Source organism: Pseudomonas sp. EGD-AK9, assembly GCF_000465935.2.
Taxonomy (GTDB): Bacteria; Pseudomonadota; Gammaproteobacteria; order Pseudomonadales; family Pseudomonadaceae; genus Aquipseudomonas.
This window is the reverse complement of record NZ_AVOF01000573.1, coordinates 18,161-39,097: the sequence shown is the minus strand read 5'-3', so window position 1 is coordinate 39,097 and position 20,937 is coordinate 18,161. Positions and strand designations below refer to the sequence as shown.

Annotated in this window: 24 protein-coding genes and 1 tRNA gene; 19 read left to right on the top strand and 6 right to left on the bottom strand. The window is 66.0% G+C overall.

Features of this window, described 5'->3' with window-relative positions:
- A partial coding sequence (locus N878_RS20960; protein WP_031303640.1) for an SDR family NAD(P)-dependent oxidoreductase occupies positions 1-148 on the bottom strand: 148 nt, incomplete at its 3' end.
- A 74-nt stretch (positions 149-222) separates the two neighbouring features.
- A complete protein-coding gene (locus N878_RS20955) occupies positions 223-1,341 on the bottom strand; it encodes an HD domain-containing phosphohydrolase (protein WP_021445492.1) in 1,119 nt (372 codons plus the stop codon).
- A 198-nt stretch (positions 1,342-1,539) separates the two neighbouring features.
- Here N878_RS20955 and aspS point away from each other — a divergent pair, with 198 nt between their 5' ends.
- The 16 genes from aspS (at position 1,540) to nadA (ending at position 14,822) form a co-directional block, all read left to right on the top strand.
- Positions 1,540-3,315, top strand: coding sequence for an aspartate--tRNA ligase (gene aspS, locus N878_RS20950; RefSeq protein ID WP_021445491.1), 1,776 nt, complete (start codon positions 1,540-1,542; stop codon positions 3,313-3,315).
- A gap of 87 nt (positions 3,316-3,402) precedes the next feature.
- Positions 3,403-4,152, top strand: a complete 750-nt coding sequence (locus N878_RS20945) for a YebC/PmpR family DNA-binding transcriptional regulator (RefSeq protein ID WP_021445490.1) — start codon at positions 3,403-3,405, stop codon at positions 4,150-4,152.
- Between the two features lie 169 nt (positions 4,153-4,321).
- Entirely contained in the window at positions 4,322-4,846 is a 525-nt protein-coding gene (gene ruvC / locus N878_RS20940) for a crossover junction endodeoxyribonuclease RuvC (RefSeq protein ID WP_021445489.1), read from the top strand.
- Between the two features lie 21 nt (positions 4,847-4,867).
- Entirely contained in the window at positions 4,868-5,473 is a 606-nt protein-coding gene (gene ruvA / locus N878_RS20935; RefSeq protein WP_021445488.1) for a Holliday junction branch migration protein RuvA, read from the top strand.
- Between the two features lie 13 nt (positions 5,474-5,486).
- On the top strand, positions 5,487-6,539 hold the full coding sequence (gene ruvB / locus N878_RS20930) for a Holliday junction branch migration DNA helicase RuvB (RefSeq protein ID WP_021445487.1): 1,053 nt from the start codon (positions 5,487-5,489) through the stop codon (positions 6,537-6,539).
- Positions 6,540-6,592: 53 nt separating this feature from the next.
- Positions 6,593-7,045, top strand: a complete 453-nt coding sequence (gene ybgC, locus N878_RS20925) for a tol-pal system-associated acyl-CoA thioesterase (protein ID WP_021445486.1) — start codon at positions 6,593-6,595, stop codon at positions 7,043-7,045.
- Positions 7,046-7,077: 32 nt separating this feature from the next.
- Positions 7,078-7,749, top strand: a complete 672-nt coding sequence (tolQ, locus tag N878_RS20920) for a protein TolQ (protein WP_031303639.1) — start codon at positions 7,078-7,080, stop codon at positions 7,747-7,749.
- Between the two features lie 27 nt (positions 7,750-7,776).
- The gene (gene tolR, locus N878_RS20915; protein ID WP_021445484.1) at positions 7,777-8,229 is read left to right on the top strand and encodes a protein TolR; all 453 of its coding nucleotides are present in this window, start codon (positions 7,777-7,779) and stop codon (positions 8,227-8,229) included.
- Positions 8,226-9,209: a cell envelope integrity protein TolA gene (gene tolA, locus N878_RS20910; RefSeq protein WP_031303638.1), complete on the top strand. Its 984-nt coding sequence runs from the start codon at positions 8,226-8,228 to the stop codon at positions 9,207-9,209. The genes tolR and tolA overlap by 4 nt, the downstream gene beginning before the upstream one ends.
- Before the next feature lie 5 nt (positions 9,210-9,214).
- Complete coding sequence (gene tolB, locus N878_RS20905; RefSeq protein ID WP_021445482.1) at positions 9,215-10,513, top strand: Tol-Pal system beta propeller repeat protein TolB; 1,299 nt, start codon at positions 9,215-9,217, stop codon at positions 10,511-10,513.
- Between the two features lie 55 nt (positions 10,514-10,568).
- The gene (gene pal, locus N878_RS20900) at positions 10,569-11,066 is read left to right on the top strand and encodes a peptidoglycan-associated lipoprotein Pal (protein ID WP_003241687.1); all 498 of its coding nucleotides are present in this window, start codon (positions 10,569-10,571) and stop codon (positions 11,064-11,066) included.
- Positions 11,067-11,072: 6 nt separating this feature from the next.
- Positions 11,073-11,885: a tol-pal system protein YbgF gene (gene ybgF / locus N878_RS20895; protein ID WP_036988431.1), complete on the top strand. Its 813-nt coding sequence runs from the start codon at positions 11,073-11,075 to the stop codon at positions 11,883-11,885.
- A gap of 282 nt (positions 11,886-12,167) precedes the next feature.
- The gene (gene queE, locus N878_RS20890; RefSeq protein ID WP_031303636.1) at positions 12,168-12,815 is read left to right on the top strand and encodes a 7-carboxy-7-deazaguanine synthase QueE; all 648 of its coding nucleotides are present in this window, start codon (positions 12,168-12,170) and stop codon (positions 12,813-12,815) included.
- A gap of 2 nt (positions 12,816-12,817) precedes the next feature.
- Positions 12,818-13,492, top strand: a complete 675-nt coding sequence (queC, locus tag N878_RS20885; protein WP_021445479.1) for a 7-cyano-7-deazaguanine synthase QueC — start codon at positions 12,818-12,820, stop codon at positions 13,490-13,492.
- Between the two features lie 58 nt (positions 13,493-13,550).
- Positions 13,551-13,626: transfer RNA gene (locus N878_RS20880), tRNA-Lys, on the top strand.
- A 137-nt stretch (positions 13,627-13,763) separates the two neighbouring features.
- Complete coding sequence (gene nadA / locus N878_RS20875) at positions 13,764-14,822, top strand: quinolinate synthase NadA (protein ID WP_021445478.1); 1,059 nt, start codon at positions 13,764-13,766, stop codon at positions 14,820-14,822.
- Positions 14,823-14,902: 80 nt separating this feature from the next.
- On the opposite strand, the gene N878_RS20870 is transcribed toward nadA, so the two are convergent.
- Both N878_RS20870 and N878_RS20865 read right to left on the bottom strand, forming a co-directional pair.
- The gene (locus N878_RS20870; RefSeq protein WP_021445477.1) at positions 14,903-15,976 is read right to left on the bottom strand and encodes an LOG family protein; all 1,074 of its coding nucleotides are present in this window, start codon (positions 15,974-15,976) and stop codon (positions 14,903-14,905) included.
- Positions 15,977-16,104: 128 nt separating this feature from the next.
- Positions 16,105-17,508 carry an MBL fold metallo-hydrolase RNA specificity domain-containing protein gene (locus N878_RS20865; protein WP_021445476.1) on the bottom strand — a complete coding sequence of 468 codons (1,404 nt, stop codon included), beginning with the start codon at positions 17,506-17,508 and terminating at the stop codon, positions 16,105-16,107.
- Positions 17,509-17,698: 190 nt separating this feature from the next.
- Between N878_RS20865 and N878_RS20860 the strand changes: the two genes are divergently transcribed.
- Entirely contained in the window at positions 17,699-17,893 is a 195-nt protein-coding gene (locus N878_RS20860) for a hypothetical protein (RefSeq protein ID WP_021445475.1), read from the top strand.
- 4 nt (positions 17,894-17,897) lie between these two features.
- Here the strand turns inward: N878_RS20860 and N878_RS20855 are convergent, their stop codons facing one another.
- The gene (locus tag N878_RS20855) at positions 17,898-18,296 is read right to left on the bottom strand and encodes a quorum-sensing-regulated virulence factor family protein (RefSeq protein WP_021445474.1); all 399 of its coding nucleotides are present in this window, start codon (positions 18,294-18,296) and stop codon (positions 17,898-17,900) included.
- Positions 18,297-18,417: 121 nt separating this feature from the next.
- Between N878_RS20855 and N878_RS20850 the strand changes: the two genes are divergently transcribed.
- Entirely contained in the window at positions 18,418-19,143 is a 726-nt protein-coding gene (locus N878_RS20850; RefSeq protein ID WP_021445473.1) for a tRNA-uridine aminocarboxypropyltransferase, read from the top strand.
- Here N878_RS20850 and N878_RS20845 read toward each other — a convergent pair.
- Positions 19,058-20,029 (bottom strand): DMT family transporter, encoded by a 972-nt coding sequence (locus tag N878_RS20845; protein ID WP_021445472.1) that lies wholly within the window; start codon positions 20,027-20,029, stop codon positions 19,058-19,060. The genes N878_RS20850 and N878_RS20845 overlap by 86 nt on opposite strands.
- 203 nt (positions 20,030-20,232) lie before the next feature.
- Here N878_RS20845 and erdR point away from each other — a divergent pair, with 203 nt between their 5' ends.
- On the top strand, positions 20,233-20,880 hold the full coding sequence (gene erdR / locus N878_RS20840; protein WP_021445471.1) for a response regulator transcription factor ErdR: 648 nt from the start codon (positions 20,233-20,235) through the stop codon (positions 20,878-20,880).
- Positions 20,881-20,937: the final 57 nt, after the last annotated feature.

Genomic DNA, 20,937 nt, shown 5'->3' with positions numbered 1-20,937 from the left:
GGGCCTCGGCGTTGCGTTCGAGCTGCGCCAGGTCGATGTCGGCCAGGGCCAGTTGGCAGCCTTCGGCGGCCAGGCGGGTGGCCAGGGCCTGGCCGATGCCGGAGGCGGCGCCGGTGATCACGGCGACCTTGCCGGAGAGAGAGTGCATGGTGGCTCCTTGCGCGCGATGGTTGTCCATGGAGGCCGGAGCTTAGCCACTCGGGGCGGGTCGGCACAACCGTTTCAGCCGTGGGCCAGGTTGGGGTTCTGCTGCAGGGTGCGGTTGAACACCTCGACCCAGTGCGCGCTGAACTGCTGGCCGGCGAGGTTGTTGATCTCCAGGATGGCGCGCAGCAGCGGGCGCTTGCTCAGGGTCTGGTGGGCGCGTTCGTGGGTGCGCGCGTCGAAGGCGTCGGCGATGTGCAGGATCAGCGCGCCGGGGCTGATCTCCGCCTCACGCAGGCCCTTGGGATAACCGCTGCCGTCGGCGTGCTCCTGGTGCTGCAGGACGATCTCCATGGCCGGCGCCCAGTCCGGCATGCGCCTGAGCAGGTCGCCGGCCAGGCGCGGATGGCCCTGCATCAGGCGGCGTTCCTCGCGGCTCAGGTCGGCCTGCTTATGCAGCAGCGGCAGCGGCAGGAAGGCCATGCCCAGATCGTGCAGGCAGACCGCCGCCGCCAGCTGTTCCGGGCGCTCGGCCAGGCCGCCCTGGGCGTTGATGCTCAGGCTCAGGTCGAGCAGGCGCAGGTTGCGGCCTTGCCAGTAGCGCGAGCGCTGCTCGGCGGCTTGGGTCAGGGCGGCGAAGAACTGCAGGTCGGGGTGCGCGGCGATGCCGTGGTGGGCCAGCAGGGCGTCGGTCTGGCTCTGCAGCGGCGCGGGCGGGGCTTGCAGGTGGGTGCTGGGGTCCAGTCGCTGCAGCAGTTGGCGGCGGATTTCCCCCTGCTGGCTCGCCGGTGCCATGGCCAATGCCTGCAGGGCCTGGCACAGCTGGTCGAGCTGGGCGGCGCCGAGGCGTGCGTTCGGGCCGCCGAGGGCCTGGTCGATCAGGGCGCGCAGGTGGTCGAGGGTCAGCAGCAGGATGTCGCCGAGCAGGCTGTCGAACGCCAGGCGTTCCTCGCGCAGGGCGCCGAGCACGTCCTCCATGGCCTGCGGCAGCGGCATCAGCGCATTGAGGCCGACGTAGCCGAGGTTGCCCTTGAGCGTGTGCACCAGGCGAAACAGCTCGCGCAGCCGCTCGCCGCTGCTGGGTGCGCGCTCCAGTTCGATCAGCAGTTGTTCGCAGCGCGGGAACTGCTCGGCGGCGTCCAGGCGAAAGTCATCCAGCAGGTCGCTGGAGAGGTCGGCGAGGCGGGGCAGGGGCATGGCGGTTCTCCGCGACGAAGGCGCCCTTCATTATAGAAGCCATCCGCCGGGCGGCTGCGCCCCGGCGATTTACCCTATATAATCCCGCTCTTTTCAACACGGGGCGCGCGGCTGGACGCTCGCCGCGGCGTGGCCTCTGCCCAGTGCGCAGGGCGCCGCCTGACCAATCCAAGACCTTTAGAGAAGCGAACCACGATCATGATGCGCAGCCACTATTGCGGCCAACTGAACGAGAGCCTGGATGGCCAGGAAATCACCCTTTGCGGCTGGGTGCACCGTCGCCGCGACCACGGCGGGGTGATCTTCCTCGACATCCGCGATCGTGAAGGCCTGGCCCAGGTGGTGTTCGACCCGGATCGCGCCGAAACCTTCGCCAAGGCCGACCGCGTGCGCAGCGAATACGTGGTCAAGATCACCGGCAAGGTGCGCCTGCGCCCGGCCGGTGCGGTCAACCCGAACATGGCCAGCGGCGCCATCGAGGTGCTGGGCTACGAGCTGGAAGTATTGAACGAGGCCGAGACCCCGCCGTTCCCGCTCAACGAATACACCGACGTCGGCGAAGAAACCCGCCTGCGTTACCGCTTCATCGACCTGCGTCGCCCGGAGATGGCCGAGAAGCTCAAGCTGCGTTCGCGCATCACCAGCAGCATCCGCCGCTACCTGGACGACAACGGCTTCCTCGACGTCGAGACGCCGATCCTGACCCGCGCCACCCCGGAAGGCGCGCGCGACTACCTGGTGCCGAGCCGCACCCACGCCGGCAGCTTCTTCGCTCTGCCGCAGTCGCCGCAGCTGTTCAAGCAACTGCTGATGGTGGCCGGCTTCGACCGCTACTACCAGATCGCCAAGTGCTTCCGCGACGAAGACCTGCGTGCCGACCGTCAGCCGGAATTCACCCAGATCGACATCGAGACCAGCTTCCTCGATGAAAGCGACATCATGGCCATCACCGAGACCATGGTGCGCAACCTGTTCAAGGAAGTGCTGGACGTCGAGTTCGGCGAACTGCCGCACATGACCCTGGCCGAAGCCATGCGCCGCTTCGGCTCAGACAAGCCGGACCTGCGTATCCCGCTGGAGCTGGTGGACGTGGAAGACCAGCTCAAGGACGTCGAATTCAAGGTGTTCGCCGGCCCTGCCAACGACCCGAAATGCCGCGTCACCGCGCTGCGCGTACCGGGCGGGGCGAGCATGCCGCGCAAGCAGATCGACGACTACACCAAGTTCGTCGGCATCTACGGCGCCAAGGGCCTGGCCTATATCAAGGTCAACGAGCGTGCTGCCGGCGTTGACGGCCTGCAGTCGCCGATCGTCAAGAACATCCCGCTGGACAACATCAACGTCATCCTCGACCGTGTTGGCGCCGTCGATGGCGATATCGTGTTCTTCGGCGCCGACAAGGCCAAGATCGTCAGCGAGGCCCTGGGCGCGCTGCGCATCAAGCTGGGTCACGACCTCAATCTGCTGACCTGCGAGTGGGCGCCGCTGTGGGTGGTCGACTTCCCGATGTTCGAGGAAAACGACGACGGCAGCCTGACCGCCATGCACCACCCCTTCACCTCGCCGAGCTGCAGCCCCGAGGAGCTGGAGGCCAACCCGGCCGCCGCGCTGTCGCGCGCCTATGACATGGTGCTCAACGGTACCGAGCTGGGTGGCGGCTCGATCCGTATCCACGACAAGGCCATGCAGCAGACCGTGTTCCGCGTGCTCGGCATCAGCGAAGAGGAGCAGCAGGAGAAGTTCGGCTTCCTCCTCGATGCGCTCAAATACGGCGCGCCGCCCCACGGCGGCCTGGCCTTCGGCCTGGATCGCCTGGTGATGCTGATGACCGGCGCCAGCTCGATCCGCGAAGTGATCGCCTTCCCGAAAACCCAGAGCGCCGCCTGCGTGATGACCCAGGCCCCGGGCATCGTCGACAACAAATCGCTGCGCGAGCTGCATATCCGCCTGCGCGAGCAGGCCAAGGCCGAATAAGCCTGTACAAGAAGCCTGGATTGCCAGGCTTCTTCGTTTTGGGGGCGCCCCCCCGGCAATTGTTCAATGAAAGAAACGGAGTGAGTTATGGCTGGTCATTCCAAATGGGCCAATATCAAGCACCGCAAGGGTCGTCAGGACGCCAAGCGCGGCAAGATCTTCACCAAGCTGATCCGTGAGCTGACGGTGGCGGCCAAGCATGGCGGGCCGATCCCGGCGGACAACCCGCGCCTGCGCCTGGCGGTGGACAAGGCGCTGACCGCCAACATGTCGCGCGAGGTGATCGATCGCGCCATCGCCCGCGGCGCCGGCAACAACGAAGCCGACAACGTCGTCGAGTTCAGCTACGAAGGCTACGCGCCTAGCGGCGTGGCGATCATCGTCGAAGTGATGACCGACAACCGCAACCGTACCGCCGCCGAAGTGCGCCATGCCTTCAGCAAGTGCGGCGGCAACCTCGGCACCGACGGTTCGGTGGCTTACATGTTCGAGCGCAAGGGCCAGCTCAGCTTCGCTCCCGGCGTGGATGAGGACGCCCTGATGGAAGCGGCGCTGGACGCCGGCGCCGACGACGTGGAGATGGGCGAGGACGGCTCGGCGCTGGTGTCGACCAGCTTCACCGAGTTCCACGCGGTCAACGAGGCGCTGGCTGCCGCCGGCTTCAAGGCCGACGAGGCGGAAATCGCCATGATCCCCTCGATCAGCGCGCCGATTGCCGATCTGGAAACCGCGCAGAAGGTGATCAAGCTGATCGACATGCTGGAAGACCTCGACGACGTGCAGAACGTCTACCACAACGCGGAAATCCCCGACGAGATCATGGATCAGTTGGGCTGAGCCATAGGGCAGGCCGTGAGCCGGAAGTCGCCGCGGGCGCTTCCGGCTTTTTCATATCTGCCCGCCGGGCATCCGCTACTGGGTGACGGCGGCCCGTCGGCGCCCCTATACTCGCGCCCTGGATAAATAGACAGTGTGACGCCTGGCGCGTCATCGATGGAAAACAGGCATGACGCTGATTCTGGGGATAGATCCCGGCTCGCGCATCACCGGCTACGGCGTGGTGCGCGATACCGGCCGTGGCTGCGAGTACGTCGCCAGTGGCTGCATTCGCACCGGTGACGGGCCCCTGGCCGAGCGCCTGCAGATCGTCTTTCGCGGCGTCGGCGAGGTGATCCGCAGCTATGGGCCGGTGACCATGGGCATCGAACAGGTGTTCATGGCGCGCAACGCCGATTCGGCGCTCAAGCTCGGCCAGGCGCGCGGCGCCGCCATAGTCGCGGCGGTGGAGGCGGGGCTGGAGGTGGCCGAGTACACCGCCACCCAGGTCAAGCAGGCGGTGGTCGGTACCGGCGCGGCGGACAAGCAGCAGGTGCAGATGATGGTCATGCACCTGCTCAAGCTGACGCAGAAGCCGCAGATCGACGCCTCCGACGCCCTCGGCATCGCCCTGTGCCACGCCCACCATCGGCAGAGCCTGATTCCCCACGGCCTGGCCGGCGCCAAGCGGCGCGGCGGGCGCCTTCGTTTGTAATCTGATTAAAGGACAGCAGTGGTGATCGGACGTTTGCGCGGCACCCTGGCGGAAAAGCAGCCGCCGCATTTGCTTCTGGATGTAAATGGCGTCGGTTATGAGCTGGAAGTGCCGATGACCACCCTTTATCGTCTGCCCTCGGTGGGCGAGCCGCTGTGCCTGCACACCCACCAGGTGGTACGCGAGGATGCCCAGCTGCTTTACGGCTTCTTCGAGAAGCGCGAGCGCGAGCTGTTCCGCGAGCTGATCCGCCTCAACGGCGTCGGCCCCAAGCTGGCGCTGGCGCTGATGTCCGGGCTGGAGGTGGACGAGCTGGTACGCTGCGTGCAAGCCCAGGACACGGCGGCGCTGACCAAGGTGCCGGGCGTCGGCAAGAAGACCGCCGAGCGCCTGCTGGTGGAACTCAAGGACCGCTTCAAGGCCTGGGAAAGCATGCCGGCCATCGCCACCCTGGTGGTTGAACCTCGCGCCGGGGGGGCAGTCTCAAGCGCGGAGAATGACGCGGTGAGTGCCCTGATATCCCTGGGCTACAAGCCGCAGGAGGCCAGCCGGGCCGTGGCGGCCGTCAAGGAGGATGGTTTGACCAGCGAAGATTTGATCCGTCGCGCCTTGCGCGGCATGGCTTAGTGGAACCCTATCGATGATCGAAGCCGATCGCCTGATTACCGCCAGCCCGCGCGAGCGCGACGAGCAGCAGGATCGCGCCATCCGTCCGCTGAGGCTGGCCGAATACATCGGCCAGCCCGGCGTGCGCGAGCAGATGGAGCTGTTTATCCAGGCCGCCAGGGGCAGGGCCGAATCCCTCGACCACACCCTGATCTTCGGTCCGCCAGGCCTGGGCAAGACCACCCTGGCCAATATCATCGCCCAGGAAATGGGCGTGTCGATCAAGAGCACCTCCGGCCCGGTGCTGGAGCGCCCGGGCGACCTGGCCGCACTGCTGACCAACCTGGAAGCCGGCGACGTGCTGTTCGTCGACGAGATCCACCGCCTCTCGCCCATAGTCGAGGAGGTGCTGTACCCGGCCATGGAGGACTTCCAGCTCGACATCATGATCGGCGAAGGCCCGGCCGCGCGTTCGATCAAGCTGGATTTGCCGCCTTTCACCCTGGTCGGCGCCACCACCCGCGCCGGCATGCTGACCAACCCGCTGCGCGATCGCTTCGGCATAGTCCAGCGCCTGGAGTTCTACGGCATCGAAGACCTGGCGACCATCGTCACGCGTTCGGCCGGTATCCTCGGTCTGCCCATCGAAGAGCGGGGCGCCTACGAAATCGCCCGTCGCGCCCGTGGTACGCCGCGTATCGCCAACCGCCTGCTGCGCCGGGTGCGCGACTTCGCCGAGGTGCGCGGGCGTGGCCATATCACCCGCGACATCGCCGATCAGGCGCTGAACCTGCTGGACGTCGACGAACGCGGCTTCGACCACTCCGACCGCCGTCTGCTGCTGGCCATGATCGAGAAGTTCGACGGCGGCCCGGTGGGCGTCGACAGCCTGGCCGCGGCCATCAGCGAGGAGCGCCACACCATCGAGGACGTACTCGAGCCCTACCTGATCCAGCAGGGCTACATGATGCGCACGCCGCGCGGGCGGGTGGTGACCCGTCACGCCTACCTGCATTTCGGCCTGAACCTTCCCAAGCGCCTCGGCGAGCAGCCGGGCGCGGACCTCTTCGCGGTGAGCGACGAATGACGAAAAAATTGTTACCAAGCCGGATTGGCAAGCAGCAGGGCGAGGACTAGAGTATGCGCGCGCAAAACGGAGTCCAGCCGTTCAGCCACCGTTGCCGGGTCTATTACGAGGACACCGACGCCGGCGGTATCGTCTACTACGTCAACTACCTCAAATTCATGGAGCGGGCTCGCACCGAGCGTCTGCGTGAACTGGGTTATGCCCAGTCGGCGCTGGCCGGTGAGGGCCTGTTGTTCGTCGTGCATTCGGCCGAGGCGCGCTATCACGCGCCGGCACGGCTGGACGACGAGCTGACCATCAGCGCCGAGGTAATCGAATTGAACCGTGCCAGCCTGCGTTTTCGTCAACAGGTCAGGCGGGCCGCGGATGCTGTGCTGCTCTGCGAAGGGCAGTTCCTGGTGGCCTGTGTGCGCGCCGACAACTTGAAACCCCGGGCCATCCCCGAATCCCTGCGCCATGCGTTCGCCGGGGTGCAGGCGCCGGGCCTAATTGCAGCAGGAGAGTAAGCGTGGAAGCCAACGCCAACGCCGTTGACCATATGTCGATGTGGAGTCTGATCAGTAACGCCAGTCTGGTGGTGCAGTTGGTGATGCTCACCCTGGTGGCCGCCTCGGTCATTTCCTGGGTGATGATCTTCCAGCGCAGCAATGCCATTCGCGCCGCCAAGCGTGCGCTGGATGCCTTCGAGGATCGCTTCTGGTCCGGTATCGACCTGTCCAAGCTGTATCGCCAGGCCGGCAGCAACCCCGACCCGGATTCCGGTCTGGAGCAGATCTTCCGCGCCGGCTTCAAGGAATTTTCCCGCCTGCGCCAGCAGCAGGGCGTCGACCCGGATGCGGTGATGGATGGGGTGTCGCGTGCCATGCGCGTGGCCATCTCGCGCGAAGAAGAGAAGCTGGAAACCGCGCTGCCGTTCCTCGCCACCGTCGGCTCCACCAGCCCCTACATCGGCCTGTTCGGCACCGTATGGGGCATCATGAACTCCTTCCGCGGTCTGGCCCAGGTGCAGCAGGCCACCCTGGCCACCGTCGCCCCGGGCATCGCCGAGGCGCTGATCGCCACCGCCATCGGCCTGTTCGCCGCGATTCCCGCGGTGATCGCCTACAACCGCTTCGCCGCCCGCGGCGAAATGCTGATCGGTCGTTACTACACCTTCGCCGACGAGTTCCAGGCCATCCTGCACCGCAAGGTGCACACCTCGGACGACTAAGACGCGCGCATAGGATAGGTGTTAGCCATGGCGAGAATTCGCAACAGACGCAAACCGGTCGCCGAGATGAACGTGGTGCCCTACATCGACGTGATGCTGGTGCTGCTGGTCATCTTCATGGTCACCGCGCCCATGCTCAACCAGGGCGTCAAGGTCGATCTGCCCAAGGTCAGCAGCGAGGCGCTGCCGCAGGACAACAACGCCCAGGTGCTGACCATTTCCATCAAGGCCGACAAGACCTACTACTGGAACATGGGCAGCGAGGTGGACGTCGACACCGAGCAGGAGCGTGCCTCGACCCTGGAACAGATGACCCAGGCGGTGTCGGCGATCATTGCCGAGAACCGTCGTCAGGGTAAGCCGGTTCAGGTGTTCGTGCGCGGCGACAAGTCGGTCGACTACGGCACGGTGATGGCCGCCATGGGCGGTCTGCAGCAGGCCGACGTGGGCAACGTCGGATTGATTACCGAGGCGCCCTGATGCAGCACAGCGAGCGTTCGCCCTCGGAAAGCTACTTCTGGCCCGTGGTCTGGGCCGTGGGTCTGCACGTCCTGATGTTTGCCATGCTGTTCGTCAGCTTCGCCTTCAGCCCCGAGCTGCCGCCGGCACGCCCGGTGGTGCAGGCCACCCTGTATCAATTGAAATCGCAGAGCCAGGCCACCACCCAGACCACCCAGAAGGTGGCGGGCGAGGCGCAGAAGACCTCGGCGCCGCAGTTCGAGACCGAGAGGCTCGAGCAGAAGAAGGCCGAGGAGCAGAAGCAGGCCCAGGCCGAAGCGCAGAAGGTAGCCGCGGCCAAGAAAGCCGAGGAACAAAAGAAGGCGGAAGAGGCTCGAAAGGCCGAACAGGCCAAAGCCGAAGCAGCGAAGAAGGCCGAAGCCGAGAAGAAGGCCGCCGAGCAGAAACGCCAGGCCGACATCGCCAAGAAACGCGCCGAGGAAGAGGCGAAGAAGAAAGCCGCCGAAGAGGCCAAGAAGAAGGCCGCGGCCGAAGAAGCGAAGAAGAGGGCAGCCGCCGAGGCGGCCAAGAAGAAAGCGGCCGAGGACGCCAAGCGCAAGGCCGAAGAGGCGCGGCGCAAGGCGGTCGAGGATCAGAAAGCGGCGGCCCTGGCCGAGCTGCTGTCGGACAACGTGCAGAACCAGCAGGCGCTGGCCGAGACCCATGGCGACCAGGTGGCGGGCAACCTCGACGACCTGATCATCAAGCTGATCACCGAGAACTGGCAGCGGCCGATGTCGGCGCGCCGCGGCATGAGCGTCGAACTGCTGATTCAGATGCTGCCCGACGGCACCATCGCCAACGCCAGCGTGTCACGCTCCAGCGGCGATGCGCCGTTCGACAGCTCCGCCGTGGCCGCGGTGCGTAACGTCGGCCGTATTCCCGAAATGCAACAATTGGATCGCGCTACCTTTGACTCCCTGTACAGGCAGCGTCGCGTCATTTTCAAACCGGAGGATTGAGCGCTGTGAATACCCTGATTCGTATGGCCCTGTTGGGTCTGATCATGCTGGTCGGCAGCGTGCAGGCGGCCGATCCGCTGGTGATCTCCCATGGCGCCGACCGTGCCACGCCGATCGCCGTGGTGCCCTTCGGCTGGCAGGGCGGCTCGGTACTGCCCGAGGACATGGCCGAGATCATCGGCAACGACCTGCGCAACTCCGGCTACTTCGAGCCGATTCCGCGGCAGAACATGATCAGCCTGCCGACCCAGGCCAGCGAAGTCATCTACCGCGACTGGAAGGCCCTCGGCGCCCAGTACGTGCTGGTCGGCAGCCTGGTGCCGAACGCCGGTCGCCTGCAGGTGCAGTACGCGCTGTTCAACGTCAGCACCGAACAGCAGGTGATGACCGGCAGCGTCGGCGGCGGTACCGACCAGCTGCGCGACATGGCCCACCATATCGCCGATCAGTCGTTCGAGAAGCTCACCGGCGTCAAGGGCGCGTTTTCCACCCGCCTGCTGTACGTCACCGCCGAGCGCTTCGGTGCCAACAACACCCGTTACACCCTGCAGCGTTCCGACTACGACGGCGCCCGCGCGGTGACCCTGCTGCAGTCGCGCGAGCCGATCCTGTCGCCGTCCTTCGCGCCCGATGGCCGGCGTATCGCCTACGTGTCGTTCGAGCAGCGCCGCCCGCGCATCTTCGTCCAGCATATCGACACCGGCCGCCGCGAGCAGATCACCAACTTCGAGGGTCTCAACGGCGCGCCGGCCTGGTCGCCGGATGGCAATCGCCTGGCCTTCGTGCTGTCGCGCGACGGCAACCCGGAAATCTACGTGATGGACATGGGCAGCCGGCAGATGCGCCGCATCACCAACCATTACGCCATCGACACCGAGCCGTTCTGGGGCAAGGACGGGCAGACCCTGTACTTCACCTCGGATCGCGCCGGCAAACCGCAGATCTACAAGACCAACATCAACAACGGGGCGGTGGAGCGGGTAACCTTCGTCGGTAACTACAACGCCAACCCGAAGTTGTCGGCCGACGAGAAGACCCTGGTGATGATCCATCGCCAGGACGGTTTCACCGTGTTCAAGGTGGCCGCGCAGGACCTGGAAACCAAGCGCCTGCGCATACTTTCCGACACAAGTTTGGACGAGTCGCCCACTGTTGCGCCCAATGGCGCCATGCTAATCTACGCCACCCGCCAGCAGGGCCGGGGAGTCTTGATGTTGGCGTCCACCAATGGACGCGTGAGGCTCCCTCTTCCTACCGCTCAAGGCGAAGTTCGAGAGCCTTCTTGGTCCCCTTACCTGAACTGATGCGGCGCTACACCTTTATTGCTTAACACAACTGGGGTTCATTAGGAGTTACATGATGGAAATGCTGAAATTCGGTAAGTTTGCTGCACTGTCCCTGGCTCTCGCCGTCGCTGTTGGTTGCTCTTCCAAAGGCGGTGACGCTGCTGGTGAAGGCGCAGTCGACCCGAACGCCGGTTACGGTGCCAACACCGGTGCCGTCGACGGCAGCCTGAGCGAAGAAGCCGCCCTGCGCGCTATCACCACCTTCTACTTCGAGTACGACAGCTCCGACCTGAAGGCCGAAGCCATGCGCGCTCTGGACGTACACGCCAAGGACCTGAAAGGCAACGGCGCTCGCGTCGTTCTGGAAGGCCACGCCGACGAGCGCGGTACCCGTGAGTACAACATGGCTCTGGGCGAGCGTCGTGCCAAGGCCGTTCAGCGCTACCTGGTGCTGCAGGGCGTTTCCCCGGCTCAGCTGGAACTGGTTTCCTACGGCGAAGAGCGTCCGGTTGCCACTGGCAACGACGAGCAGTCCTGGGCTCAGAACCGTCGCGTAGAGCTGCGCAAGTAAGCTGCCATGCGTAATTGCCGCCGTATCCTGACCCTTCTGACGCTCGCCCTGCCGCTTGCGGCGATGGCGGAAGTTCCCGTACTGGAAAGCAGCTCCATGCCGCAAGGCAGCAGCTATCCACCGGCGGGTTATGGTACGGCCGGCTCCTACGCCGGGGGCGGGGCACAAGCCCCGGCCTCGGCGCAGGGTATGCTGTTCAACCAGCTCGAGCAGATGCAGCAGGAAATTGCCCAGCTGCGCGGCATGCTCGAAGAACAGCAGAACGAAATCCAGCGCCTCAAGCAGGAGAGCCTCGAGCGCTATCAGGATCTGGACCAACGCCTGTCTTCCGGTGCTGGCTCCGCTGCTCCCGCACAGAATTCCGCCGCTGGCGCGATCAACGCCAACGGTACCCCGACGCCGCCTGCCGCCCAGCAGCAGGCCAGCGCCGAGCCGGGTGATCCGGCCAAGGAAAAGCTCTATTACGACGCCGCCTTCGACCTGATCAAGGCCAAGGATTTCGACAAGGCGTCGCAGGCTTTCACCGCCTTCCTCAACCGCTATCCCAACAGCCAGTACGCCGGCAATGCACAGTACTGGCTGGGCGAGGTCAATCTGGCCAAGGGCGACCTGCAGGGCGCCGGTCAGGCCTTCGCCAAGGTCAGCCAGGCGTACCCGAGCCATGCCAAGGTGCCGGATTCGCTGTTCAAGCTGGCAGATGTGGAGAAGCGCCTGGGCAACAACGACAAGGCCCGCGGCATTCTCCAGCAGGTCATCGCCCAGTTTCCCGGCAGCTCGGCCGCGCAGTTGGCCCAGCGCGATCTGCAGCGCCTGCCGTAACGGCCACGACCTTTCAAGAACCCGCGCCAAGCGCTGGTTTTTTATGCTCGGCTGTCGTGCTGCAGGCTGTGCCGGCGCACTCCAATGGGCGATGGCGGGGTGAAATATCGACCGCGGCGTTTTTCGTTTAGAATCGCCAGCCCCGCAACGGCTGCGAAGTTTCAGCTCGGCTGATGCCTTCGCCGTGCGGGGTAACCGATCGCTGCCGCTACGTGCGGCAAGCATCCCGATTCAACGCAACGGAGGCGGATGGCCTGTTTCGTCATCACGCCCGTGGCCACTATGCAAACAACCCTGCGCATCACCGAGATCTTCTACTCGCTGCAGGGCGAGACGCGTACCGCCGGCTTGCCGACGGTATTCGTGCGCCTGACCGGCTGTCCCCTGCGCTGTCAGTACTGCGACACTGCTTACGCCTTTAGCGGCGGCGAGCTCGTTGCGCTGGACGCCATCCTCGACCAAGTGGCGGCCTACAAGCCGCGCTACGTTTGCGTCACCGGCGGCGAGCCGCTGGCCCAGCCCAATTGCATTGCCCTGCTCGAGCGCCTGTGCGACGCCGGCTACGAGGTGTCGCTGGAGACCAGCGGCGCGCTCGACGTATCGGCCGTCGATCCGCGGGTGAGCAAGGTGCTCGACCTGAAGACCCCGGGCTCGGCCGAGGTGCAGCGCAATCGCTACGAGAACATCGACTGGCTGACCGCCAAGGATCAGGTCAAGTTCGTCATCTGCTCGCGCGAGGACTACGACTGGGCGGTGTCCAAGCTGATCCAGTATCGCCTCGAGGCGCGCGCCGGCGAGGTGCTGTTCTCGCCCAGCCACCAGCAGCTGGACGCGCGCGCGCTGGCCGACTGGATAGTGGCGGACAACCTGCCGGTACGCCTGCAACTGCAGCTGCACAAGATTCTCTGGAACGACGAGCCGGGACACTGAGCATGAACGACAAGAAAGCGCTGATTCTTCTCTCCGGCGGCCTGGACTCGGCCACCGTGGTGGCCATGGCCAAGGCCGAGGGCTACGCCTGCTACAGCATGAGCTTCGACTACGGTCAGCGTCATCGCGCCGAGTTGCAGGCCGCCGAGCGCGTTGCCCGGCAACTGGGGGTGGTCGAGCACAAGGTGATCGGTCTCAACCTCAACGGCATCGGCGGCTCGGCGTTGACCGATGCGTCCATCGCCGTGCCGGAAACCCCCGGCGAGGGCATTCCGGTGACTTACGTGCCGGCACGCAACACGGTGTTCCTGTCCCTGGCCCTGGGCTGGGCGGAAGTGCTGGGCGCACGCGATATCTTTATCGGGGTCAACGCGGTGGACTATTCCGGCTATCCCGACTGCCGGCCGGAATTTATCGAGGCCTTCGAGCGCATGGCCAACCTGGCGACCAAGGCCGGGGTGGAAGGGCAGGGCTTTCGCATTCGCGCGCCGCTGCAGCAGCTGAGCAAGGGCGAAATCATCCAGGCCGGCATGCTCCTGGGCGTGGATTACGGGCTGACCGTGTCCTGCTACCAGGCCGACGACGACGGCCGCGCCTGTGGCAAGTGCGACAGCTGCCGCCTGCGCGCCGCCGGTTTCGTCGCCGCTGGCGTACCCGATGCTACCCGCTACGTTTGAAAAAGTTTTCGCGAAGTGTTGATTTCCTGAATTAAATCAGTATCATGCGCCTCGCGTTGGGTCGTTAGCTCAGTTGGTAGAGCAGTTGGCTTTTAACCAATTGGTCGTAGGTTCGAATCCTACACGACCCACCAGATCGCAAAAGCCAGTCGCAAGACTGGCTTTTTTTTGCTCTCGGAAAAGCTCCTTGGCCGATGCTGCCCCGCCTGTGGCGATGGGCAGCCAGGGGGTATACTCGCAGCTCGCTCAAGAGCGCCGCAGGTTCGATGATATGACGCAGATTTCCGAACGCCTTCTGGTTCAAGCCCACCTCGATGCCAAACAGCCCAAGCCTCTGACCGCCGAGGAAGAGGCCTTCTATCGCCGTGAAATCGCCGCCGAGCTGAAGAAGCAGAACGCGGTGCTGGTGGCGCACTATTACTGCGACCCGGTGATCCAGGCCCTGGCCGAGGAAACCGGCGGCTGCGTTTCCGACTCTCTGGAAATGGCCCGCTTCGGCAACCAGCACCCGGCGCAGACCGTGGTGGTGGCCGGGGTCAAGTTCATGGGCGAGACGGCGAAGATCCTCAACCCGGAAAAGCGCGTGCTGATGCCGACCCTGGAGGCGACCTGCTCGCTCGATCTGGGTTGCCCGGTGGACGAGTTCTCGGCCTTCTGCGATCAGCATCCCGAGCGCACCGTGGTGGTCTACGCCAACACCTCGGCGGCGGTCAAGGCGCGGGCCGACTGGGTGGTGACCTCCAGCTGCGCCCTGGAGATCGTCGAGAGCCTGATGGACAACGGCGAAACCATCATCTGGGCGCCGGACAAGCACCTGGGCAACTACATCCAGCGCGAGACCGGCGCCGACATGCTGCTGTGGGACGGCGCCTGCATCGTGCACGAAGAGTTCAAGTCCAAGCAGCTGCTGGACATGAAGGCGCTCTACCCCGACGCCGCCATTCTGGTGCACCCGGAGTCGCCGCAGAACGTGGTCGAGCTGGCCGATGCGGTGGGCTCCACCAGCCAGTTGATCAAGGCGGCGCAGACCCTGCCCAATTCCACCTTCATCGTCGCCACCGACCGCGGCATTTTCTACAAGATGCAGCAGCTGTGCCCGGACAAGACCTTTATCGAGGCGCCCACTGCCGGCAACGGCGCGGCCTGCCGCAGCTGCGCGCACTGCCCGTGGATGGCGATGAACACCCTGGAGCGGGTGCTCACCGGCCTGCGCGAAGGCAGTGGCGAGATTCATGTCGACCCGGCGCTGATTCCCAAGGCGGTCAAGCCGCTCAAGCGCATGCTCGATTTCACCCAGGCCGCCAGGCTGAAGGTGGCGGGCAACGCCTGATACGCCCGCGCAACCCGACAAAGCCCGGCACATGCCGGGCTTTGTGTTTTCAGTAGCCTGGATGCAATCCGGGTCTACGCTCAGGCCGCCCAGTTGCCCGGCAGGTTGACGAAATTCAGCAGCTCGCGCAGCCGGCCGTGGTCGCGGCCGTTGAAGGCGAAGGCCAGGCGGGTCAGGTGGCACAGTTCGGGTTCGTCGCGTTCCTGCTCGCAGTAGGGCTGCTGGCTGAAACCGCCCTGTTTGCATAGGCCGGCGAATTCCCCCTGCAACTGCTTGAGCGCGGCGTCGCTGAGCGGGTGGTTGAGGCGCAGGACGAAGCTGTCCTTGAGCCAGCGGCTGGAGTGGAAGTTGCGGTAGAACTGGGCGATTTCCTCGGCGGCGTCTTCGGCGCTGTGCACCAGGCGCATTAGGTTGAGGTCGCTGGGCAGGATATAGCCCTTGTCCGCCAGTTCCTGCTGGAGAAATTCGATGGCGCGCTGCCAGTAGCTGCCGCCCGGCTGATCCAGCAGCACCACCGGCACCAGTGGGCTCTTGCCGGTCTGGATCAGGGTGAGTACTTCCAGCGCCTCGTCCAGGGTGCCGAAACCGCCGGGGCAGAGCACCAGGGCGTCGGCCTCCTTGACGAAGAACAGCTTGCGCAGGAAGAAGAAGTGAAACGACAGCAGATGCTCGCTGCCCTGCATGGTGGCGTTGGCGTTCTGCTCGAACGGCAGGGTGATGTTGAAGCCCAGGCTGTTCTCGCGTCCGGCGCCCTCGTGGGCGGCAGCCATGATGCCGCCGCCGGCGCCGGTGATGACCATCAGGTCGTAGCGCGCCAGGGTCGCGCCCAGCTCGCGGGCCAGGGTGTAGACCGGGTGCTCGGCCGGCGTGCGCGCCGAGCCGAAGACCGTGACCTTGCGCCGGCGCTTGAACTGTTCCAGGGTGCTGAAGGCGTGCTCCATCTCGCGCAGGGTCTGCAGCATGATCTTGGCGTCCCAGCGGTTGCGGTCGGCCTGGGCCATGCGGATCACGGTGGTGAGCATGTCGCGGTACAGCGGCAGGTTCGGGCTGTTGCCGGGGGCGGAGAGGGCGAGCAGCTCGTCCACTTTGCTGGCCAGGTCGATGCCACTGGTCTGGAAGTGACGTGACAGGTAATCGTCCGGTTCGTAGGGCATGCAGCGTCTCCTTGATCGAATCCGCTCGGCACCTCCAAGTCCCTGAAAGCCCGAGCCTTTTCAGAGTATGGACGTCTGCGGACGATGGCGGAAGGCGCATCGGGCGCGAGCGTCGCTGGCCGCGCCGGTCAGATGGCGATCTGCTCGCCCGGTTCGGGGATGTTGGCGATCCAGTTCAGCCGCTGGCGCAGGGCTTGCTGCAGCGCCTGCATCTTCTCCAGCTCGCCGTGCACCAGGTACAGCTCGGGGTGGTGCTCGAAATGGCTGGCCCAGTCGAGCAGCTGCGATTGCCCGGCATGCGCCGAGAAGCCGCCCAGGGTATGCACCTTGGCCTTCACCGCGATGCGCTGGTGCAGCACCTTCACCGTACTGGCGCCGTCGACTATCAGGCGGCCGAGGGTGCCCTTGGCCTGGAAGCCGGGGAACACCAGGTGGCAGTTCTCGCGCCAGAGGTTGTGCTTGAAGTGATGGACAATGCGCCCGCCGTTGCACATGCCGGCGCCGGCGATGATGATCGCGCCGCTGTTGATCCGGTTGATCGCCATCGACTCCTCGGCGCTGGGCGTACAGCGCAGGATCGGCAGCCAGTCCTCGACTCGCTTGACCCCCTTGGCGGCCAGCGCGGCACGATCCTCGGCGGCGAACTGGTCGTGGAAGCGGCTGTAGATGGCGTTGGCGCGGATCGCCATGGGGCTGTCGAGGAACACCGCCTGTTGCGGCAGGCGGCCCTCCTGGTAGAAGCGCCCCAGGTAGTAGATCAGGTCCTGGGTGCGGCCGACGGCGAAGGAGGGAATCAGCACGTTGCCGCCCTCGCGGTGGGCCTGCTGCAGGATCGCCGCCAGCTCCTCCAGGGTGTCCTCGCTACGGCGGTGGTCGCGGTCGCCGTAGGTCGACTCCATCAGCAGCACGTCGGCCTCGCTCAGCGTGGTCGGCGCCTGCATCAGCGGCGAGCAGGTATTGCCCAGGTCGCCGGAAAACACCAGATGGCGGTGCAGGTGGTGGTCCTCGATCTTCATCTCCACTATCGCCGCGCCGAGGATATGCCCGGCGTTATGGAAGGTCACCTGCACCCCTTTGGCCACCTCCACCGGCGTGCCGTAGGCGTGGGTGCGGCGCTGGCCGAGCGCCTGCTCGGCGTTGGCCAGGGTGTACAGCGGCACGATCGCCGGCTTGCCCTGGCGCGCGCGCCAGCGGTTCTCCCACTCGGCGTCCTTCTCCTGGAGAAAGGCGGCATCCAGCAGCATCAGTTCGAGCAGCTCGCCGCTGGCCTCGGTGACATGGATGGCGCCGCGGTAACCCTCGGCCACCAGGCGCGGCAGCAGGCCGCTGTGGTCGAGGTGGGCGTGGGATACCACCACCGCATCCAGGCCGCGCGGGTCGAAGGGGAAGGCGCTGCGGTTGCGGTCCTCCTCCTCGCGGCGGCCCTGGTGCATGCCGCATTCGAGCAGCACCTTGGCGCCGTCGCGGCTCTCCACCAGGTAGCAGGAGCCGGTGACTTGGCGAATGGCGCCGAGAAAGCTCAGTAATGCCATGATCCTCATCTCCAGTAGGCGACGGCCCATCTTGCCGAGCCGCGCGGACGATGCCGTTGATGCAGGTCAGTATGGTCGCTGGCGCGCCGTTCGTCCGGGCGAGCCGGCCATGGCGCATCGTCTGATTTACTGGAGAGGTGAGGGCGCGTCGTCTGGCGCAGATGCACGGCAAGGAAAGGGAGGGGCAGGCATGCCCAAGTTGATCCTGGAGATAGATGTGGATTTGTACCGCCTGCTGCAGCAGGCGGCGCGCACCAATCAGTTGAGCCTGGAAGACGAATGCCTGCGTCGCCTGGAGGGTGGCGTGCGCCGCTCGCGCTATATGGAGGCGCTGCTCGCCGAACTGCGCGCCGACGACGCGCAGCGTCGGGCCGAGAAGGGCTGAAGGCTTACAGGCCGCAGTCGGCCCTGTCGAACTGCTCGGTGGTTACCGGGCGGTTGCTGCGGTATTCGCTGAACTGGTAGCGCAGCTGCGCGCCCTGGGCCAGCAGCTGGCGATAGCCCGGGTTGCGGCACACGCTGGCGGCCAGCTGGGCGCGCACCGTGTCCGGATTGCCGCGCATCTGCGCGGCGTGGGCCGGCCGGACGCTGAGGTGGTTGATCAGGGTGTGGCCTTCGACGGTGTAGCCCTGATCGAGGATGTCCTCGTTGATCGCCCGCGGCGTGCCCTCGCTGCTTTGCCGGGCGACCTGCTCGAGGGCGCGGGTCAGTTCGAGCTCCTTGAGCGAGGCGGCCTGGGCGGCGACGGGCAGAGCCAGGGCGAGGACGAGGGCGGTAACGCGGGACATGCGGATTCTCCTGAACGAGTGCGGGCTTTGACCCGCCAGGCGCGGCCGGGTTCAGCGCCTGGCGCATCATAGCCTGCCCGGCTTTGTTAAACTGCCGCGTTTTTTCTGTCGAGCCCTGTTCGTGGACCAGTCCCATCCCCCGCATGCCGTCGCCCGGCTACGCGCCGAGCGCCTGGCGCGCAGCGTGAAACCCTTCGTCGCCCGTGGCTCGCGAGCCGAGCGCTGCCCGGCTTGCCGGGTGCAGCCGGATTACTGCCTGTGCGCCTGGCGCCCGCGGGTGGAGGCGCATGCCGGCATGTGCCTGGTGATGCACGACATCGAGGCGCTCAAGCCGAGCAACACCGGCTGGCTGATCGCCGACGTGGTGGCCGACACCTACGCCTTCGGCTGGACGCGCACCGCGGTCGATCCGGCGCTGCCGGCGCTGCTCGCCGAGCCGCAGTGGCAGCCCTACCTGGTGTTTCCCGGCGAGTACGCCGCTCCCGAGCGGGTGGTGGACGAGGTGCATCTGGCGCCGGGCAAGCGGCCGCTGTTCGTGCTGCTGGATGCGACCTGGACCGAGGCGCGCAAGATGTTTCGCAAGAGCCCCTATCTGGACGCGCTGCCGGTGCTCAGCCTGACCCCGGCGCAGCTGTCGCGCTACCGCCTGCGGCGCTCCACCCGCGGCGAGCACCTGTGCACCGCCGAGGTGGCGGCCATGTGCCTGGAACTGGCCGGCGACGCGCAGGCCAGCGAGGCGCTGGACTGCTACCTGGATGCCTTCAGTCAGCATTACCTGGCGGCAAAGCGGCGCCTGCCGCTGGATCTTTCCGACGAGCTGCATCAGCGCCTGGCGCATTTTCGCTGAGCGCGGCCGGCAGCGGCTTGGGCCACAGCTGGGCCAGGAGCATGCCGGCGAACATCAGCGCGCAGCCCAGGTAGCCACGCAGCGCCAGCACTTCGCCGAGCAGCAGGGCGCCGGCGATGGCGGCGAACACCGCCTCCAGCGAGAGGATGATCGCCGCGTGCGAGGCGATGGCGTGCTGCTGCGCCACCACCTGCAGGGTAAAACCGACGGCCACGCCGAACAGGCCGCCATAGAGGATGGCCGGACCGGCTTTGATAATGCCGTCCAGGGTCGCCGTCTCGAAGACCAGCGCCAGCAGCAGGCTGATCGCGGCGCAGGTGGCGAACTGGATGAATGCCAGACGCAGCGGGTCGTGGCGGCTGGCGAAGAAGCCCACCAGCAGCACGTGCACGCCCCAGACGAAGGCGCCGGCCAGTTGCAGCCAGTCGCCGGAGGCGACGGTGAAGCCCTCGCCGACGCTGAGCAGGAACATGCCGAGCACCGCCAGGCTGGCGCCCAGCCAGATGCCCAGGCCGCTGCGCTGGCCGATCAGCAGGCCGAGGATCGGCACGACTATGACGTACAGCCCGGTGATGAAGCCGGAGTTGGTCACCGTGGTGAACAGCAGGCCGACCTGCTGCAGGTTGATCCCCAGCGACAGCGCCAGGCCCATCACCACGCCGCCGAGCAGCAGGCCGCGGCTCAGCGGCGCCGCCGGGCGTCGGCTGCGCCGTTGCAGCAGGGCCAGCAGCGGCAGCAGCACCAGGCAGGCCAGGGCGAAACGCAGGCCGGTGTAGAGGAAGGGGCCGATGCTGTCCATGCCCAGGCGCTGGGCGACGAAGGCGCTGCCCCAGATCATCGCGGTAATCAGCATCAACAGGTCGGCGCGCAGGGCTTGGCTCGGCATGGCGGTGTCTCGGCGGGCAAAGCGGCGAATCGTGCCGCAAAGCGCGGCGCTTGACCACCCCGTCACGGCTCGGCATGCTGGGCGCCGCCGTCGCTCCGTGTGGGGAGCCTGCCGCGTCGAGTGCGCAGGCTTGAGCGGGTCGTCCGGCGCCAGGCGCTGCCATAATCAATGCAGTGCACTCATAACAAGAACAGGATCTGCCAATGGCCGCCTACGAAATCCTGATTGCCGACGACCATCCGTTGTTTCGCAGCGCGCTGCAGCAAGCCCTGACCCTGGGCCTGGGGCCCGAGGTGCGGCTGGTGGAAGCCGCCAGCATCGCCGAGCTGGAAGGCCACCTGGCCGCCAAGAGCGACTGGGACCTGGTTCTGCTCGACCTCAACATGCCCGGCGCCTACGGCTTCTCCGGTCTGGTGCTGCTGCGCGGGCAATACCCGCAGATTCCCGTGGTGATGATCTCCGCGCAGGAGGAGGCCTCGGTGGTCAACCGCTCCCGCGAGTTCGGCGCCAGCGGCTTCATCCCCAAGTCCAGCCCGCTGGAAACCATCCAGCAGGCCGTGCGCCAGGTGCTCGACGGCGATACCTGGTGGCCGCCGCTGGCCGAGGAGGGCGCGCCGGTGTCGGCCGAGGCCAAGGCCGCCAGCGCCGGCCTGGCCAGCCTCACCCCGCAGCAGTTCCGCGTGCTGACCATGGTCTGCGAAGGCCTGCTGAACAAGCAGATTGCTTACGAGCTGAGCGTCTCCGAGGCCACGGTCAAGGCCCACGTCACCGCCATCTTCCGCAAGCTCGGGGTGCGCACCCGCACCCAGGCGGCGCTGCTGCTGCAGCAGATGGAGTCGATTCCGGGTTAATGGCCCAGGCGGACCAAGCGTTCGCCGTGTAAGACGGTGGACAAGCCTGCGGCATGT

Coding starts and splice junctions, on each gene's coding strand:
- N878_RS20955 (WP_021445492.1), bottom strand. CDS start 1,341: ATGCCCCTGCCCCGCCTCGCCGACCTCTCCAGCGACCTGCTGGATGAC.
- aspS (WP_021445491.1), top strand. CDS start 1,540: ATGATGCGCAGCCACTATTGCGGCCAACTGAACGAGAGCCTGGATGGC.
- N878_RS20945 (WP_021445490.1), top strand. CDS start 3,403: ATGGCTGGTCATTCCAAATGGGCCAATATCAAGCACCGCAAGGGTCGT.
- ruvC (WP_021445489.1), top strand. CDS start 4,322: ATGACGCTGATTCTGGGGATAGATCCCGGCTCGCGCATCACCGGCTAC.
- ruvB (WP_021445487.1), top strand. CDS start 5,487: ATGATCGAAGCCGATCGCCTGATTACCGCCAGCCCGCGCGAGCGCGAC.
- ybgC (WP_021445486.1), top strand. CDS start 6,593: ATGCGCGCGCAAAACGGAGTCCAGCCGTTCAGCCACCGTTGCCGGGTC.
- tolQ (WP_031303639.1), top strand. CDS start 7,078: ATGTCGATGTGGAGTCTGATCAGTAACGCCAGTCTGGTGGTGCAGTTG.
- tolR (WP_021445484.1), top strand. CDS start 7,777: ATGGCGAGAATTCGCAACAGACGCAAACCGGTCGCCGAGATGAACGTG.
- pal (WP_003241687.1), top strand. CDS start 10,569: ATGGAAATGCTGAAATTCGGTAAGTTTGCTGCACTGTCCCTGGCTCTC.
- ybgF (WP_036988431.1), top strand. CDS start 11,073: ATGCGTAATTGCCGCCGTATCCTGACCCTTCTGACGCTCGCCCTGCCG.
- queE (WP_031303636.1), top strand. CDS start 12,168: ATGCAAACAACCCTGCGCATCACCGAGATCTTCTACTCGCTGCAGGGC.
- queC (WP_021445479.1), top strand. CDS start 12,818: ATGAACGACAAGAAAGCGCTGATTCTTCTCTCCGGCGGCCTGGACTCG.
- nadA (WP_021445478.1), top strand. CDS start 13,764: ATGACGCAGATTTCCGAACGCCTTCTGGTTCAAGCCCACCTCGATGCC.
- N878_RS20870 (WP_021445477.1), bottom strand. CDS start 15,976: ATGCCCTACGAACCGGACGATTACCTGTCACGTCACTTCCAGACCAGT.
- N878_RS20865 (WP_021445476.1), bottom strand. CDS start 17,508: ATGGCATTACTGAGCTTTCTCGGCGCCATTCGCCAAGTCACCGGCTCC.
- N878_RS20860 (WP_021445475.1), top strand. CDS start 17,699: ATGCCCAAGTTGATCCTGGAGATAGATGTGGATTTGTACCGCCTGCTG.
- N878_RS20855 (WP_021445474.1), bottom strand. CDS start 18,296: ATGTCCCGCGTTACCGCCCTCGTCCTCGCCCTGGCTCTGCCCGTCGCC.
- N878_RS20845 (WP_021445472.1), bottom strand. CDS start 20,029: ATGCCGAGCCAAGCCCTGCGCGCCGACCTGTTGATGCTGATTACCGCG.
- erdR (WP_021445471.1), top strand. CDS start 20,233: ATGGCCGCCTACGAAATCCTGATTGCCGACGACCATCCGTTGTTTCGC.